Origin of the sequence: Pantoea sp. M_9 (assembly GCF_008631385.1) — a bacterium.
GTDB classification, from domain to species: Bacteria; Pseudomonadota; Gammaproteobacteria; order Enterobacterales; family Enterobacteriaceae; genus Pantoea; species Pantoea eucrina.
Map to the genome: position 1 here is coordinate 372,789 of NZ_VWUF01000002.1, position 17,100 is coordinate 389,888.

Annotated in this window: 10 protein-coding genes; 8 read left to right on the forward strand and 2 right to left on the reverse strand. The window is 50.7% G+C overall.

What is annotated here, in order from left to right; all coding sequences use genetic code 11:
* The first annotated feature begins 36 nt into the window (after positions 1–36).
* Genes F3I15_RS05600 through F3I15_RS05635 form a run of 8 tightly spaced genes read left to right on the forward strand, consistent with a single transcriptional unit; the run spans position 37 to position 13,771 of the window.
* Positions 37–1,509: an SrfA family protein gene (locus F3I15_RS05600; RefSeq protein WP_150016958.1), complete on the forward strand. Its 1,473-nt coding sequence runs from the start codon at positions 37–39 to the stop codon at positions 1,507–1,509.
* 17 nt (positions 1,510–1,526) lie between these two features.
* Positions 1,527–4,595, forward strand: a complete 3,069-nt coding sequence (locus tag F3I15_RS05605; protein WP_150016960.1) for a virulence factor SrfB — start codon at positions 1,527–1,529, stop codon at positions 4,593–4,595.
* On the forward strand, positions 4,595–7,270 hold the full coding sequence (locus F3I15_RS05610; RefSeq protein ID WP_150016962.1) for a virulence factor SrfC family protein: 2,676 nt from the start codon (positions 4,595–4,597) through the stop codon (positions 7,268–7,270). The genes F3I15_RS05605 and F3I15_RS05610 overlap by 1 nt, the downstream gene beginning before the upstream one ends.
* 47 nt (positions 7,271–7,317) lie before the next feature.
* Positions 7,318–8,256 carry a hypothetical protein gene (locus F3I15_RS05615; protein WP_223810682.1) on the forward strand — a complete coding sequence of 313 codons (939 nt, stop codon included), beginning with the start codon at positions 7,318–7,320 and terminating at the stop codon, positions 8,254–8,256.
* Positions 8,253–10,214 carry a vWA domain-containing protein gene (locus F3I15_RS05620; RefSeq protein ID WP_150016966.1) on the forward strand — a complete coding sequence of 654 codons (1,962 nt, stop codon included), beginning with the start codon at positions 8,253–8,255 and terminating at the stop codon, positions 10,212–10,214. Before F3I15_RS05615 ends, F3I15_RS05620 begins: the two co-directional genes overlap by 4 nt.
* Entirely contained in the window at positions 10,214–10,942 is a 729-nt protein-coding gene (locus F3I15_RS05625; RefSeq protein WP_150016968.1) for an ABC transporter ATP-binding protein, read from the forward strand. Before F3I15_RS05620 ends, F3I15_RS05625 begins: the two co-directional genes overlap by 1 nt.
* Positions 10,932–12,146: an ABC transporter permease gene (locus F3I15_RS05630; protein ID WP_150016970.1), complete on the forward strand. Its 1,215-nt coding sequence runs from the start codon at positions 10,932–10,934 to the stop codon at positions 12,144–12,146. The genes F3I15_RS05625 and F3I15_RS05630 overlap by 11 nt, the downstream gene beginning before the upstream one ends.
* 32 nt (positions 12,147–12,178) lie before the next feature.
* On the forward strand, positions 12,179–13,771 hold the full coding sequence (locus tag F3I15_RS05635; RefSeq protein ID WP_150016972.1) for an SUMF1/EgtB/PvdO family nonheme iron enzyme: 1,593 nt from the start codon (positions 12,179–12,181) through the stop codon (positions 13,769–13,771).
* 750 nt (positions 13,772–14,521) lie between these two features.
* Here F3I15_RS05635 and F3I15_RS05640 read toward each other — a convergent pair.
* Positions 14,522–16,498: a TIR domain-containing protein gene (locus F3I15_RS05640; protein ID WP_150016974.1), complete on the reverse strand. Its 1,977-nt coding sequence runs from the start codon at positions 16,496–16,498 to the stop codon at positions 14,522–14,524.
* A 164-nt stretch (positions 16,499–16,662) separates the two neighbouring features.
* Positions 16,663–17,100, reverse strand: a complete 438-nt coding sequence (locus F3I15_RS05645) for a hypothetical protein (RefSeq protein ID WP_150016976.1) — start codon at positions 17,098–17,100, stop codon at positions 16,663–16,665.

The window sequence follows — 17,100 nt, forward strand, 5'->3', positions numbered from 1 at the left end:
GTGACTGGCGCTGATTAATCGCCAAAAGGTTTAACAATGCGAAATTCGATTCAGGGACCACTTTTACGTACCGGCAACAACTCTTCGTTTAAAGCGCTGGGTGAAACGGGTTATCCCGTGTTTAAGATGGCCTTTCAACTGCGTGAAGCAATTTACCGTCTGGATGCGGGTCGCGATTTGGCCCGCCACCTTGCCATTCCGCAAAATGATTTAGGGGGCGATCGCACAGACTGGTACAGCAGTTTTGCCGGCGATGTGATCCCATGGAGTGGTGCAACAGAGAGTGAGCGGACAACAGCGCGCCAGCAATTTACCGAATTTCAGATGGCGGTGCAGGCATTGAGCGAGCAGATGCTGAATGCCGACAATGGCAGTTCCGGCGGCGATCGGCGGGTATTTGCCCAGCTCTTAAAATCGGTTACGCACTTTCCCGGTAATGAGTTTCTTTATCTGGTGAACGGTGTGCTGGTGATCACCTTCTGGGGCTTTGTCCATCCCGAGCATGAACAGCGCAATCCCATGCACTGGCTGCAGCCCGGCTCCGTAGCGTCACAAATGCCTGTCACTCCTGTCGTGCCACCTGTAGCGCAACCGCTCTCATCACCCACACGCTCTACCGCAACCCACACCGTAGAGGCCGTAACGCATTCCCGCAGATGGAGTTGGCGCTGGTTACTCGGATTGCTGGTCGCCCTGCTCTCCCTCGCCCTTATACTGGGCTTGTTACGTAGTTGTGCTCCGTCATTTTCATTCCCCGGACTGTCCACGCTATCCGGTGATCAGCGCCACAGCCAACCGGTGAGCGATGCCGCCAGCAGCCAGAGCCTGGAAGCCCAATCCGTTATCCGCACCGGCGACAATCCTTCTGTTGGTTCTGATGTCATTAGTGGTGACCGTCATGCGCCTGTTGCGGCACCTTCCGGAGCCGATCCATTGCTGAGTGGTGCAGGTGCGCAGGCGCTCTCTGCTCCACTGGATAATGAGAGAGAGGTGTCAGCGCCTCTTAACGACGCTCCCGTTATGGAGGCTGAAGCAACGCCAGCGCCACCTGCCATTCCAGAGACACAAGCCAGTGAACCGTTAAGCCCGAAGGTTGCATCCGGTACCGTACCGCCAATCCGTCCCTCCCAGGGCGAGCCGCTGACGCTTCCCGCCACTCTTCCTGATGGTCCGGCGCAGTTTCTTAACGGACAGTGGCAGGTTAACGGAGGGATTCAGGACAAGCACAGCGGGCGTCCGTTGCAGCTTCAATACAATTTCAAGCAAGGCAAAGGCACGGTCAGCGTGCGTCAGTCGAATGGCGTTGTCTGTACCGGCCCAGCCGAAGGCAGTGTGCGCGAGGGCGCACTGAACATTGCCAATCCCAAACAGATGACTTGCAGCGATCAATCCAACTTTATTGGCCCAACCATAACCTGCAGATCGCCTGCTTCCGGTCACGCCGACTGTGCCGGTAACAATGATGGGGATAAAACCTTTCCCATTCGTATGCTGCAACCCCATTCATAAACAGGGACGAAGAGATTATGTTGCCTGAAATTGTTTCTTATGATCGTCAGATCACGCTGGTTGGAGATTCCGGAATCCAGTTTATGGATTTTGGCTTAACGCTAAAACGCCAGCCAGCGGGTGAGTTTGTTAAGCTCGCTAATGGCGTCCTCACGCGCCTGCTTTACAATGAGACGCGTGATTATCACTTCTACCAGCCAACGCCCGATAAAGTCGAAAAGGCCAAAAGCCAGTACGATATTCCTGTTGAGCAGAGCCTGAAACTGCTGGATAGCGTCTGGTTGCCGCTGCCCCTGTTTCGCTTCAGCTTGCCCAACATTTATCAGGAAGGCCCGCTAAACTGGGCACGTTTTCGCCTTGTAAAATTGTCTGAGCCTGATATGGATGGCCACAGTCACCGTATGACGCTGGCGATCGATACCCGCATCATGGCAAAACAGCAGTCAGCCGCTGACCTGAGCCCTAACCATGAGGATGTCAATGCGGGCGCCACTTTTGCCGTAGCCACCGCCACTTACGCACTCAACTGGTATCTGACACAGGATTGGGTCAAAGAGTGGCTTATTGACGTCTTTAAAGAGGCCACAAAGGGCCGTGATATTGACGAGCGTGAGGATGAAATCGCCCAGCAATATCCGCTTGCACACTACCTCAATCTTTTGTCGCTGATGGCAGAACCGCTTGAAGGTCTGCAAACCCAGACAGAAGCGTTTATTACGCTGCCGCAGTTTAAGGTTATTGCAAATCGGGAAGTGAATGCGCTTAAACCGATTCCAGTGGATTTAATTCTGGATGTGGGCAACTCGCGCACCTGCGGAATCTTGATTGAGGACCACGGACAATCAGGCTCCGGTTTAATGCACAATTATGTGCTTAAATTGCGCGATCTTAGCGCGCCTGAACATGTTTATGTCGATCCTTTCGAGAGCAAAGTTGAATTTGCTCAGGCCTTTTTTGGCAAAGATCTCTACTCAGTACGCAGTGGCCGTCATGATGCTTTCCAGTGGCCTACCATTGCCCGCATTGGCGGTGAAGCCAGTCGTCTGGCCTCACGACGCCGTGGCAGCGAAGGCTCGACCGGGTTATCCAGCCCTAAACGCTATCTGTGGGATGAGAAGTTTTACGGTCAGGGTTGGCGTTTTAATGGTGGCTATGTGCAGGATACAAATCCGCTTGCCACGGCCGCACCCTTTGCCAACTTAATCAATGAAAAAGGCGATGCTCTGCATACCATCGAAGATGAGATGGATCGCATCCCGGTCTTTACGCCACGCTATTCACGCAGCTCACTGATGACCTTTATGTTAGCGGAGGTGCTAACGCAGGCCATAAGCCAGATCAATAGCCCTGAGCAGCGTATCCGCGAAGGACATGCCGGCCTTCCCCGCCAACTGCGACACATCATTCTGACCGTTCCACCGGGGCTGCCGATGGCTGAACGCTGCATTCTTGATGAGAGAATGCGTCAGGCCGTAGGTTTGGTATGGAAATCGCTGCGCTGGCATTCGGGGGAGAACGATCCTTATGTCGATGAGCAAGAGGACTCCAGCAAAGGCAATATTAAAATTCCTCTCCCTAAAATCCGCGTCGAATGGGATGAGGCGTCCTGTGCGCAACTGGTTTATCTCTACACCGAGATCAACCAAAATTTCGCCGGTCATCCTGAGGTGTTTTTTGATACGTTAGGCCGGCCCGACCGGCAGGATCGCGAGACGCTGACCATTGCATCGCTGGATATCGGCGGTGGCACAACCGACCTGGTGATTACCGATTATCGTCTGGATCGTAACGGCGTATCTGGCGGCGGCGCTAACGTGCATATCATTCCCCTTCAGCGCTTTCGTGACAGCTTTAAGATTGCCGGCGATGATATTTTGCTGGATGTCATTCAGTCCTACGTACTTCCCGCTTTCGAGTTATCGCTGCGTGAAGCCGGAGTGCGGTCGGTTGATACGCTGATGTCTCAACTTTGCGGCTCTCAAAATATCAGCGCCGCTGAAGCGGTGTTGCGTCAGCAGCTGAGTTTGCAACTGTTTGTTCCTTTAGCGCTGCACATCCTTACCCGTTATGAACAATATGATCTGCAGAATGAGCAGACTCATCTACTGATCAATCAGCGCGCCGGTGAGATACTGCCAGCCGGCAGTCTGACTGATGAAGTGGAGAACTTTGTGCGCCGCGAAGTACAAAAAGCGGGCGGCCCGGCTGACTTCAAATTGGCTGACGTTGCACTTCATCTCCCCTTGACCAGGTTGCATAACGATGTGTGCTCAGGTCAGTTCAACATCGATAAAGTTCTCACCGCCATGTGTGAGGTGCTTGCCTGTTACCATTGCGACCTGCTGCTGCTGACTGGCCGTCCATCACGACTGCCAGGTATACAGGCGATTGTTCGCCGCAACCTGCCTTTGCCGCCCGGGCGCATTCTGGCCTTGCATGGTTATCAAACAGGAACCTGGTATCCATTCCATAAAAATGGACATATTCACGATCCTAAGAGCACCGCATCAGTTGGTGCGATGCTGTCGCAACTCTGTGCCAATCACAGCATCCCAAATTTCCATTTCCGTATCTCAGCGTTGAAACCTTACTCAACCATTCGTCACATCGGCATCATCGATATGGATAGCCTGATCCATGATGGTGACGTGATTTATCGTCATATCAAGTCTGAAGATGGGCAGATTACCTTGCCGGTGATCATGAGTGATGACGGCGAGCCGACAACAGCGAGCATCGTTATGCGTGGCGACATGCGCTTAGGTTATCGCCAGCTTGATGCCGAACGTTGGTCTGCTTCACCTTTATATACGCTGAGGTTTAGTGAGTCGGGACGGGAAAAGTTCTCTAAAGCACGCTCAATGGACAATGGCTCGCCCTATCTCAAAGTCAGACTGACTATCGATAAAGGCAAGGCAGCGCGAAAACTTGGATTGATCAGCGATCGCCTGACTATCGCCGAAGTGAGCAGCAACACAGATAAATCCTTTAGCAAGAACGACGTAGAGCTGGAGCTCAATACTCTGCCTGATACAGGACTTATTGACAGCCGGCACTGGCTCGATAGCGGGAGTGTGAAGAAATAATGAACAATGAACAAAATACCCTGCAACAGGGATGGGCAGCGATAGCACAGGGCTGCCAGGATGCACTGGGCTGGGTAAGCAATGTGCGCACCGCTTCCCGCCGCCTCGATACCGAGGCAGATACACTCAATCTGAGTTTATTGCGCACCCGCAATCTGTCGAACAGCCTGGCACAGGTCTCTGGCATGCCGATGACCGTGGGCTTCTTCGGCATTTCACAGGCGGGGAAATCCTATCTCATCTCGGCATTAGCGGCGGGAAGTAATGGCGAACTGGAAGCACGCTACGGCACACGCATGGTGGATTTCATTAAAGAGGTTAATCCGGTAGGTGGCGGTAAAGAGGCAACCGGTCTGGTCACGCGGTTTACCCGGCATGTACCTGAATCACCGCAGGGTTATCCTGTTCCTTTACGCCTGTTCAGTGAAATTGACCTTGCCAAGATTCTGGCTAACACCTGGTTTAATGACTTCAACCATGAACACCTGAATTACCAGCTTGATGAGGCCCACATTGAAGAACGCCTGCGTCCTTTTCTGCAACGCGCGGGCCAGGGTAATGGTCATAATGGCGTGAGCAGTGAGGATGTCGTCGCCCTGTGGGATTACCTCAATGCATCCTTTAAAAAATCAGTGGAAAAACTGGAGCATGCATGGTGGCCGCAGGTGCTGAAAATCGCACCCGCGCTGAATCCTCACGAGCGAGCAGACCTCTTTTCGCTGCTATGGGGAGAGCAACCGGAATTCACCGAGACCTATCGCTCACTGGCCCAGGTGCTGACAAAACTTAATCACGCCAAAATGGTGTTTGCCCCACTGGATACGCTTACCGATCACAGCAACGGCAGCATCATGAACGTTGATAGCCTGAATCGTCTGGGTTCCAGTCAGGATCGCCAGGTGGAAATACGGTTCTGGAAAGAGAATCAGCAAACCGGCAGCGCCCACTTGTCACAAGCGGAGCTGGCGGCACTGACCGCGGAGCTTATCTTTCCTCTGGCCGAAGTTGTTCCGGACAGCATGATGGAGCAGGTCGATCTGCTCGACTTCCCCGGCTATCGTGGTCGCCTTAAACTGCTGGCGTTAAAAGATGCCGCGCAGGCGGGTCAGAACCCGGTATCTCAACTTCTGTTACGCGGCAAAGTCGCCTATCTGTTTGAGCGCTATACCGACAATCAGGAGATGAATGCGCTGGTGGTCTGCGCCAGCTCGGTCAAACAGAGTGACGTTTCCGATGTGGGGCCAGTGCTCAACCGCTGGGTGGAGAAAACTCAGGGCAAAAGCGCAGAAGAGCGTGGCAGAAGTAAAGCTGGACTGTTCTGGGCTATCACCATGTGTGATTTGCGTATCAACGATAGCCTCAAGAAAACGGAATCGCAATTGAATGAAGCGTGGGAAGGCATGATGCACATGACGCTTCTTGAACGCTTTGCTCAGTATGACTGGCTAAAAGAATGGTCGCCGGGTAAACCGTTTGATAACTGTTTTCTGGTACGTAAGCCGGGAATAGACATGCCGTTCCTGAAGCTTGACGCGGTTTCCGGGCAGGAGGGTATGAGAGAGGTAGCCATTACCGAACATTATCGTGACGTAATCGATACCATGGGCCGCAGCTTTGTTTCGCGTCAGAACGTTCAACATCACGTTGCCGCGCCCAGTGAGACCTGGCAGGCAATGCTTAAACTCAATGATGGTGGGATTTCCCGCCTTACCGGCGCGCTGCATGGCGTGGCCCATCTGACGTTCAAACTCGAACGTTTGCGTGAGCAGCTGAAGCAGTGCCGCATTGAAATTGCTGAGAAGCGTCTGGGTCGCTGGTATCACCATGACGGAGACGGGCAATTGGGTAAAAAACAAGCCATTGCCAAGGCGTTATGGCAAGGTTTATCCGCCAGTCCGCAAAGCCTGGGTGAACTGATTGCGTCGCTAGACTTGCCTGCCACTGAGCTTCATAACATCTATGTGAGCATTCGTGAACATGATGAAGAGGCGCAGGCAGATGCACAGCCCCGTACGCAAAATGTCTTCGCGTCCAATCCGTTTGGCAGCAATCCTTTCGGCAGTGATCCGTTCGGCGATCCGTCGGCAGATGAGCAGCCTGCTGTATCTGAACCGGTACCAGAACGTGCAGGTCGGGGTGACGAATTTGCCCACCAGGTCTTTAAAGCCTGGATAGCGCACCTGCGAGAATTGCCGCAACAACGCATGTTTTGGCAACAGCTGAGCATCAACCACGAAACCATCGATCTGTTGTGCGAGGAGTTAATCACCGCCGCTACGCGCCTCGATCTTGAAGGGATAATTAAACGTGCGCTGGCAGGCCAGAAGCAGCCAGGCACGCATCGTGAGCAGCTCGTGGCTCGCCAGACGTTGCGCGACTTTATTGCATGGTTTGGCTACCTCGCGTTACCAGAAAATCTGGTTCCCAATAGCTACGTTGGCGAGAAGAATAAGGTCTTTGCCCGCCAGGTTTCTCTTGCCAGTGATGAATTGCCGCGACTGGCGTCCGTGGCTCCCCAGCCCGGCGTTGCTTATATGGGCGACTGGCTCTCGGCATTAATGACACTGACTTTAGAGAATGCGGGCCACAGCGCCACGCGCGATATCTCACTGGAACAGAACCGACAACTTGGTCACATCATTGATCATATAAAACAAGAGAATTTGTCATGTTAGCTAAAATTTTTCCCTGCCAGCCCGCAGAGCCAGGATTTGCACAACTGATGGTGCGCCTGCGCGGCGAAGATGCGTTGTTGTCAGAGTTGAACTTTACGCTGTGCAACAATGAACAATATTATTTGCAGCCTGAAGGCAACTGGAGCCCTGCGCCGCATACCTTCACTATATCGGGTGGCTATCCATTCAATAAAGGCAGCGGTTTTCGTATTGGTCCTGATTTACTCGATCCTCTGCTGGCGAGCGCCAGCCAGGTTCAGATTCAGGTGCAGTTATCTTCCGGTGAAATCCGTAATACCACGCTCCAGTTAGTGCGCGATGAGCTTTTCTCGTCGGGTGCGCGTGGACAAACCGCTGACTATGGCGGCAGCAGCGTGCTGGATACGCCTGCTCACGCAGCTGATGTGCCTGCAGTCAACAGCCAAGAGACGCGCCAGACAGAGCCTGAACCAGCGCCTGCTGACATACCACCGCCCGCCCGGCAAAAAAAATCTCTGCTGCCGATCATCGTTGCTGTGTTGCTGCTTCTGCTGATTACGGCGGGTGCGCTCTGGTGGTTTATGGGACGTGATAACACGAAGCCGCCAGCACAAGAAGCTCAGCCGGAAGCGCCAATGGCAAAAGCGAAGCAACCTGCATCCAGCACCTGTTCGCCTGCTGATATGGCAAGCCAGAGCGAGCTTGAATTTGTGCAAAACTGCGTGAAACAGCAACTGGACAATGACAAGCTACTGGCTGTGATTCAGGCAGCGAAAGAGGCAAAGCAGTGTGGTGTAGCGCAGCGTCTGTACGCTAATCGTGCACAGAGTGGCGATGCCAAAATCGCCCTCGCTTATGCCGGCGAATATGATCCTGAGAATCACCACACAGGCGGGTGTTTTAATACGCCTGATGCAGATACTGCCATTTACTGGTATGAAACCGTGCTGCAAACCGATCCGCAAAATCAAAAGGCAAAAGAACGCCTTGAGGAGCTGAAAAAATGATGGCAAAGCACGCTCTGCGTTTCGCCTTGCCCTTATGTGGACTGCTTCTCAGCGCTCCGGCACTGGCCGCAGAGGCAAATAAACCGCTGTTGCAGGAAGGTAAGAAAACGCTGTTTCAACGTGTATTAACCACACCCGGCTGTAAACTGAGCAGCACAGCGGGAGATGATAAAGGTGCGCTGCAACCTGCATTTAGCAGCTTCTACGTTTACCAGAAAGCGAATATCAAGGGACAGGATTGGGTCGAAGTCGGCCCAGATAGCTACGGCAAAACCCTTGGCTGGCTACCGCAGTCATGCACTGTTGACTGGAAAATGCAGTTAACCCTGGCCTTTACGAATCCAGCCAATCGTGACCGGCTAGTGTTCTTCAAAGACAAGAAAACCCTGGACGATATTCTCTCTGCGCCCGATCCCGTTTCGGTTGTGGCGCCGCTGCGTGCGCATCTGAAACGTGACGGTCATGCAGAAGGTGTGCTCGCGCAGGAGCCGGAATACTTTGTTGATGTGCAGAAACAGTTTTATCTGCTGCCGATCCTCAGCGGAGAGGAGGTGATGACGGAGAGTGGGTTCTATACCCGTTTACTTAACGTTGCCTCCGTCAGCAAGGCTGACTCCGACACGAAACCGGGCGAGGATGTTAATCAGCTTAAAGGCTTTAATGCTTCTGTGGTTTTTGTCATCGACTCGACCATCTCAATGGGGCCTTATATCGATCGCACCAAAGAGGCGGTCAACAAAATCTATGACAGGATCAAGCAGGAACACCTGCAGGACCAGGTAAAGTTTGGTCTGGTCTCCTTTCGCTCAAATACCAAAGCCGTACCTGGCCTTGAATTTACCTCTAAGATCTTCGCCGATCCTAATCAGGTGAAAGATGGCGATGATTTTCTGAAAAAAGTCGCGGGTCTGAAAGAGGCCAACGTATCCAGCTCGCTTTACGACGAGGATGCTTACTCTGGCGTGCTTTCAGCTATAGATAACATCGACTGGAGCCCCTTTGGCGCGCGTTATATTGTTTTGATTACTGACGCGGGTGCGATTGAGAGCACCAACAAACTGTCAGCAACAGGGCTTGATGCGAAACAACTGCGACTTGAAGCGGGCAATAAAGGCATTGCGATCTACACGCTTCATCTGAAAACCCCGTCAGGCAAAGATGACCATGTGAAAGCAGAAGGTCAGTACCGCGATCTCTCCAACTTCGACAGTATCCAATCTAACCTCTATCAATCTGTTGATGCAGGCGATTTGAAAACGTTTGGCCAACAGGTTGATACCCTGGCAGGTGCCATTACAGAACAGGTGAAAGCCGCTTATATGGGCGATCCCGCTATTGGCAGCGCGCTCTACGCCAAAGATGCGGGCAAAAAGTCGAGTTCTGAGGATAAGTTGCTAGAAGATACGGCTCTTATTGGTCATGCCATGCAGCTCGCCTGGCTGGGTAAAAAGAACAATACACAGGCACCGCTGGTGTTCAAGGCATGGATCAGCGATCGCGATCTCATCAAGCAGAATTTACCCACCACGGATGTTCGCGTCCTGCTGACCAAAGGTCAGTTGAGCGACTTGAGTGATGTCGTGAGTCAGATTCTGCAGGCGGCGAACGAAGGTATGATCTCGCCTGAAAAAATGTTTGAGCGGCTGCGCTCCGTGGCGGCCACCATGGGCGCCGATCCTAACCAGCTCAAGCAGCAGGAGAATAGCAAAATTAATGATCTTGGCGTACTGGGAGAATATCTTGCTGATCTACCCTACCGCAGCGACGTGCTGAACCTTGATGAAGAGACATGGAAAAGCTGGGACGGCTTGTCGCAGGAGAAATTCATTCGCACGCTCTCGACCAAACTGCGCTATTACCAGAAATATAATGCTGATGTTGACCGCTGGGTAGAGCTTGCTAAAGGCAGTGATCCGCGCGATCGCGTCTATCCGGTACCACTGGAAATGATGCCCTGATGTTACACATTAATAACTTGTGTGTAATGCGTGGCCAGGGGGGCGACGCGCATGCTGTTTATCTGCCACAGCTCAGTCTGCAGCCCGGGCAGGTGGTTGCGGTGACCGGTGAGAGCGGCTGTGGCAAAAGCACCCTGCTTGAAGCCATTGGTTTACTGCTGCGTCCGGCCAGCGTCGGGCGCTTCACCTTACAGGGTGAAACGTCACTGGATGTCGCTTCCCTGATCACCCACAATCAGCAAGCAAAACTGGCCGACATCCGTGCACGCCAGCTTGGATTTGTACTGCAAAGTGGCGGCCTGCTTCCTTTTCTCAGCGTGCAGGACAATATTAAACTGCCTTGCCGGTTGCTCGGCAAGGTGCAGGATGAGGCCATGCTGGAAAGAGTGATTGATACGCTTAAACTTGGCCCGCTGCTCAGCAAATATCCAGCGCAGTTGTCGTTTGGTGAACGGCAGCGAACCGCTTTTGCCCGCGCCGTTCTGCATCGTCCCTCGCTGGTGCTCGCCGATGAGCCGACCGCTGCACTTGACCCTCATAATGCGCAGCAACTTTTCAGCCTTTTTATCGATCTTGTGGCTCAGGAGGGCATGATGGCGCTGGTTGTCTGTCACGACTGGCCACTGTTGCAGCGATTCAATTTGCCCTGCTTAGTTGCCCAGGCTATTTCCGGTGAAGCGGGCCTCTCTGCAGCACCTAATCATAGGGGAAGCTGCTTTGTTATGTAACCGTGTCTTACTGCTGGTGCGCCTGGCATTTAAGGATCTCTGGCACGATCGCATTATCTCATTTTGTATTGCTTCGTCGCTGGTTGCGGTGATTGCACCGCTGTTGCTGCTGTTCGGTTTGCGATTTGGCATTGTCAGCCAGTTACAGGATGAGCTTGCTAATGATCCGCGCAATCTTGAAATCAGGATGTTAAGCAGCGGTAGTTACGATCCGGACTGGATTGAACACCTGCGTCAGCGCCCTGACACAGGTTTTGCGATTGGACAGACGCGCTCACTTAATACCCTGGCCGATCTGCAGGCCGATAGCACCCATTTCATTGAAAATGCCGAAGTGATTCCGACTGACGCAGGCGATCCGCTGCTAGGTAACCTCAGAGTTCAGCAGGAAAATGAGGTGGTGTTAACGCAGGAAGCCGCGCGCAAACTGGCGGTCAAAGCGGGTGATACCATCAGGCTGCGGGTCAGCCGTCAACGGGATGGACGTCAGGAGTGGGGACGCAAGAGCTTACTAGTCAGCGGCATTTTACCCGCGACTTATTTCAACCGGGCAGCGATCTTTACCCGACCTTCTCTGCTGTTGATGCTGGAACATTACCGGGATGGCTACGCAACCCCGGCGCTGGGTGTGAGCAGCGGCCAGGCAATGAGTGAGAAAGCCCCACGCTTTGCCCGGGCTCGATTATATGCCCGCAGCATCGATCACGTTGCCAGCCTTGAGCGCGATCTGCGTGCCCAGCGCATCGAAACCTCAAGCCGGCTGGCCGATATTGAAAATGTAAAAAGCATCAATCGGGTGCTGGGACTTATCTTCAACATCATTGCTGTTACCGCCCTGATTGGCTGCATTGCTTCTCTCATCGGCTCGTTTATCGCCAACGTAGATCGCAAACGCAAACATATTGCTGTGCTGCGTCTTCTGGGGTTCACCGGACCTGCTGTCGCAGGCTATGTCATGGTGCAGGGGTGCTTGCTGAGTCTGATTGCCTTTGGTGGCGGCTACAGCATTTATCTTGTCGCCAGCCAGCTCTTTAACCGCGCGCTGGCCGGTGGCCAGGCGACTAATCAGATGCTGTGCAAAATAACCCTGACCCACAGTCTGTTGGCGCTACTGATTACCGTCGTTGTGGCGCTGCTGGTGGCCAGCATTGGTGCCTGGCGCGCTATTAATATTGAACCTGCGCAAAGTCTGCGTGAAGTTTGAGCCTGGCTACCTTATTTAATCGGAGATTGTTCGTGACTTTAACGCCTTCCTCACTGCCATACTGGTTAGCTCTCGGGCTGTGTGCCAGTGTCTCTTCTACGCTGGCGGCACCCTGGGCTGATACCAACTGGAATCCTAAACCTGATGGCGAAGATATCGTTCTGCCTATGCCCTGCGAAGGCTCAATGGTATTTCGGCGGATTGAAATACCCGTGGCTGGGCCACTTGATGATCTGCCGATTACGCTAGGCCAGGATAATGGGGATTGGGGTGTGATTGAACATAGCTATCCCGCTTTTATTGCCGGCAGTTTCACGGAGAAAAAAGCGAAGGGACGCTATTACCTGATGGCAAAATATGAACTGACCAGCTTGCAGTATCAGGCTTTGACAGAAGGTACATGCCCTACTCCTTCGCGTAAACTCAGTTTGCCGGTGACAGGCATAAGCTGGTTTGATGCGGTGAGTGCTGCTGACAAATATAATCGGTGGTTACGCAACAATGCCATGGATAAATTGCCGCAGGAAGATGGTAAAGCAGGCTTTCTACGTCTGCCCACTGAGGTTGAGTGGGAGTTTGCTGCACGTGGCGGTTTGAGGGTGAATAGTGCCGAATTTCGCGATCAGCATTACCCGATGGACGATATGAAAAACTATGAATGGTTTTCAGGTGCTCAATCTTCCAATGGCAGAGTTCAGGTGATCGGCCTATTGCAACCTAATCCGCTTGGGTTGCATGACATGCTGGGTAATGTGTCAGAAATGATGTTCAACCCGTTCTATCTCAATAAGCTTAACCGATTGCATGGCCAGGCCGGTGGCTTTGTCGTACGGGGCGGCAACTTCCTTTCCGGCCCGTCAGAAATTCGCAGTGCGACGCGTAAAGAAGTGAACTATTACGATCAGTCAACGCCTTCGGTCAGCAAAACCACCGGTTTTCGTCTCGTGCTGGTGGCGCCAACCATCACCTCAACCGATAAAGTCAAACTGCTCGAAAAAAACTGGGAATCTCTTGGGGCGGAAAACCAGGCCAACGTACAGAAGGATGCAGAAGCTAAAGACACGGCCAAAGCACTGGGCAGCCTGGCCTCTGGCGTTGACGACGTGGATCTGAAGCAGAAATTAAAGAATCTGGAGAATCAGCTGCGCGCCAGTAATCAGAAGCAACAGGAAGAGCGTGACCAGTCGATGCGCGCCAGCCTGAATTTAGGTTCATTTCTGTGTACCAAGTTGCAGGATGATGGCCGCTTTCTTGAGTTCTTAAACCATAACTATGAACTGCTGTGTAAGAACAAAGACGCCAGCGACGCTAACTGTGCGATTCGTAAAGCCAAGCTGGGTGAACAGTCTGACAGATTGCAGCAGCTGACAGGATATTACGCCAGTAGTCTGGTTGATGCGGCTACCCTTTACGGTAAAGAGGGTCTGAAACATGAAGTTACTGTGTTTGATCAAATGCTGACGCTCAACAAGCGGCTATCAGGACTGAAGCCTTTCCTTGCTGTACACTGGCAGAATCAGCAAAAATATCTGGAAAATGGTAAAATTGATACCGCGGGCTGGCTTGAAAGCTGCAAACAGATCAACGTGGCCAATACGCCCAAAGCTATTGCTCAGGGGAAGTAAAAGACCTTAAAACGTCGCTGAGATCTTACTGATAGCAGAGTGGTGGCGCATACTCCTGCCTGAATTGCGGACGCAATTCAGGCACATCCTTGAAGAGAAAAATCGACAGCAGAGCTCCAGACCCACTTATCCACAGAAAATGAGGATAGCCTGTGTACGATCATGTATAAAAAACACACAAAATTTCTGGCTAGCCTTATATTCAGATCTTGCTGAAACTTTCATTGCAGGCTAGCCTTAAAACGTCATTCCATATGCAGACTTACATTAACGCTCATCTTCACGCCAGTCAGATTGCTGCGTAGTGATGACGCTGAAGTGCCCCACTACATCCCGGACAGCTATCAAATCTTCCCGGTTATGTCATTACCTGCCAGCATCGTGATGCTGCCGCCGCTAACGATTTCAGTACCCTGCTGCCGCACGGTTTCGTTAATGATCGTATCAGCTTGATGCATACAATTGTAATTTGCGTTAAATAAAAAATTCGTCAATTACAAATGAACAAATGAGGTCTGGAGCTGGGCTTCAATTTTTTAGCGTTCAAATTTTCATGTATTCGTCAAGTCCTGCCTGCCGCCAGTCATTAATGAAATTCAAACCAATGACTACAGACTGTTGTTACTTTAAGCTCAACCCTTAATGCTTAGTATCAGACATCCTTCATGCAGAAATTACTATAGGAGCTTGCAAACATGGCTTTTTTACTCGAAAACTCTGTTATGAGGTTAAAATCATTTAGCCTACCTATTACTTTTCCAAAAGCTCACGAACACAATGTTGCATCGCATGCTCGTTTTTAATAGAGATAGCGGACAGCTTTCGCGCCTGAACCGGTACAATCGGAGAATCGTCTATATTGAAAAGCCATACCTTGATTTTGCCATACTCCTGCTGATTGATAGCCAGACTAATTTCATCATAGCACCATGGGCTTTGTGCATATTGACGGCTCCAAAGAATTGCACAAATTTCGCTGCGAAGAATGGCTTGTTCAATGGATGCTGTTATCATCTGGTCTGGCTTAATCTCATCATCACCAATCAAAACCTCAATACCCTCTTTTACTAGCGCTGTACGTAGGGTTTTCGCCATTGCGAAATCCTGGCGGGCAAAACTAACGAAAACCGTTTTAGGCCGCTCTGTGAGTCGGGTCGGCTGCACTCGATCCATAATGAGCCGATTAGCGATCTCTATTGTATGTTCAACGCCATCAACGTCGCACAAAATACTGGCGTCGAATCCTGGATTAAGTCGAGACCAATCCCGGCGCTCGTAAGAGCGCTTCGCTGCTCCACCAAGGAATGCGAATGGAATGATCGGAAGACCTTTTGCCTCAGCTAAATGCAAAAGTGTGCTCGCCGTTTGTGAAAACTTTCCTCCCAGTGCAACAACTAAATCAGCTTTCTCAAGCGCCTGAATCTGGGCTAAAAACCATGATTGGAACCATGCATCGTCCTCATTTATCTCTGGACCGGGATAGTTCCAATCTTGGATAACAAGGCCAGGCCGGCCAAGCGTTTGACGTAGAAGGCTTCGCTTTTCCTCAACCGATGAATGAGTGGGACTATGGAACTGAATTACTCCACCACAATTGGTGTCTGCATAACCCATTGCTGCGTAATAGTCGATCGAATCAGGAAATGGACTACATATCAGAAGCTGTGCTTTTGCTTTGGCTAAAACACTGCCAAGAGTTAAAGACACCTTATGTAAACGAGGGAGTTCAGCATCAACATCAGCGGTTTCACCCGTGCGACCACCTATGACGAACACAGATTTCACTCGAGAATCAAGCCTAACATCTGCAGAAGTTAATGACGCGACATGTGTCGTTTCTGTATCCGAACCGAATAGCCCAGCGCGGAGAGCTTGAATAAAAAAAGAAACAGCGTTTCTAGCAGATAAATCTCGAAAAAAACTTTTAGCGATTTCTTCAATTTTTTCTTTTCTTGCGTCCGCGTAGTCAGATATGCCGCGGATAGCAATTGTTCGAGGAGTATGAGTGCGAATAATCGCTGCATCATGTACACCAGCCGACTCCATTTCTAAGGCCGCAACCTTACGATCGTGTTCACGGAGGATCCAATCAACAAATCCTTTGCTCTTGCCTACTGCCGGGCCACTAGCCAGCTTGCGATCATCACCGGCAAAAAGCTTACAAACTCCTCGTAGTTTCAGGGATTTGTTAATAAGATCAAGCTGTACATTTTGCGAAATAAGCTCAGCTCGAGCAATCTCCGTGTCTTTCTGCCACTGCTTGTAATACCCGCCGCTGGTATGTGCGAACGACTGAAACCTGTTGAGTAGTCTCAACGAGCTTTGAAATTGGTTACCTGAAGTAGTGAAGCTCCAGTTGTTACTTTCCCCATTGGTTGCAGAATTTGCCATGTACTCATTAACAGCATCCGGTATAAATACATCTCCTGGTTCCATGTCGTTTGCAAGTGATCCTGCTAAGCCCAGTACTACAATGTTAGCAGGATTTAACGTCTCAATAAGCGCTGAAGTAAGGCTAGCTGAACGGGTATTGCCCATTTTTCCAGCCGCGAATACTCCCACTTTAAAGTTTCTATTAAGAGCAGGAGATTCAATATTGCCGATGAAACCAGTTAGAGCAATGTGTTCCATCTCTTGTAATTTAAAATCGGGTCCTAGAGTCTCTAGGATGACATCAAACTCCTCGCTTAGAGCAACGTAGAGTAGTATATCGATACCATTATCCATATTTTATACCTTTCATAATATTATTGTAAGTAGTTTAACACTCTGTTCTCTACAAACGTATAAGTTAACAAAATGCACCCGTCAATTATCAATCTATAGAATAAGATTTTTTTCGGATCAAGCCATGATCGACTGAAGTTGTTGAAGGTGATATTCGATATTGGCTACTTGTTAACTAAATAAGGTATAAAAGACATGACCAAGCTGATGTTTCCTATAAGAAAAAAAGATATACGAAAGCAACGACCAAAACTCCATGGAGTTGTTAATCCTGAATTCAAATTGCTATCCAGATCATCACTTTGAAATATTTTAGGGTGCTCACTTGAAAACTTCCCTTCAAAGAAAATCAGTGCTTTTTCAGAACGCTTTATTAATGTAGAAACCCTCTGGTCTAGTTTAAAAAATATAAAAGAGACTAGCGCCATAAATATTGCAATGGAAGATGTTAGGAAATTGTATTTAATCCCTTGCTGAAGTCCAACTCCTATACCTGCCGAGGCCAGTCCTACAATTGCTAAGTAAAAGTTGAAAACTATCATTCTTTGTTGCGTATGAATTTCAAAGTACTTCCAGTAATGCTCGAAAGAATTGTCAGACAT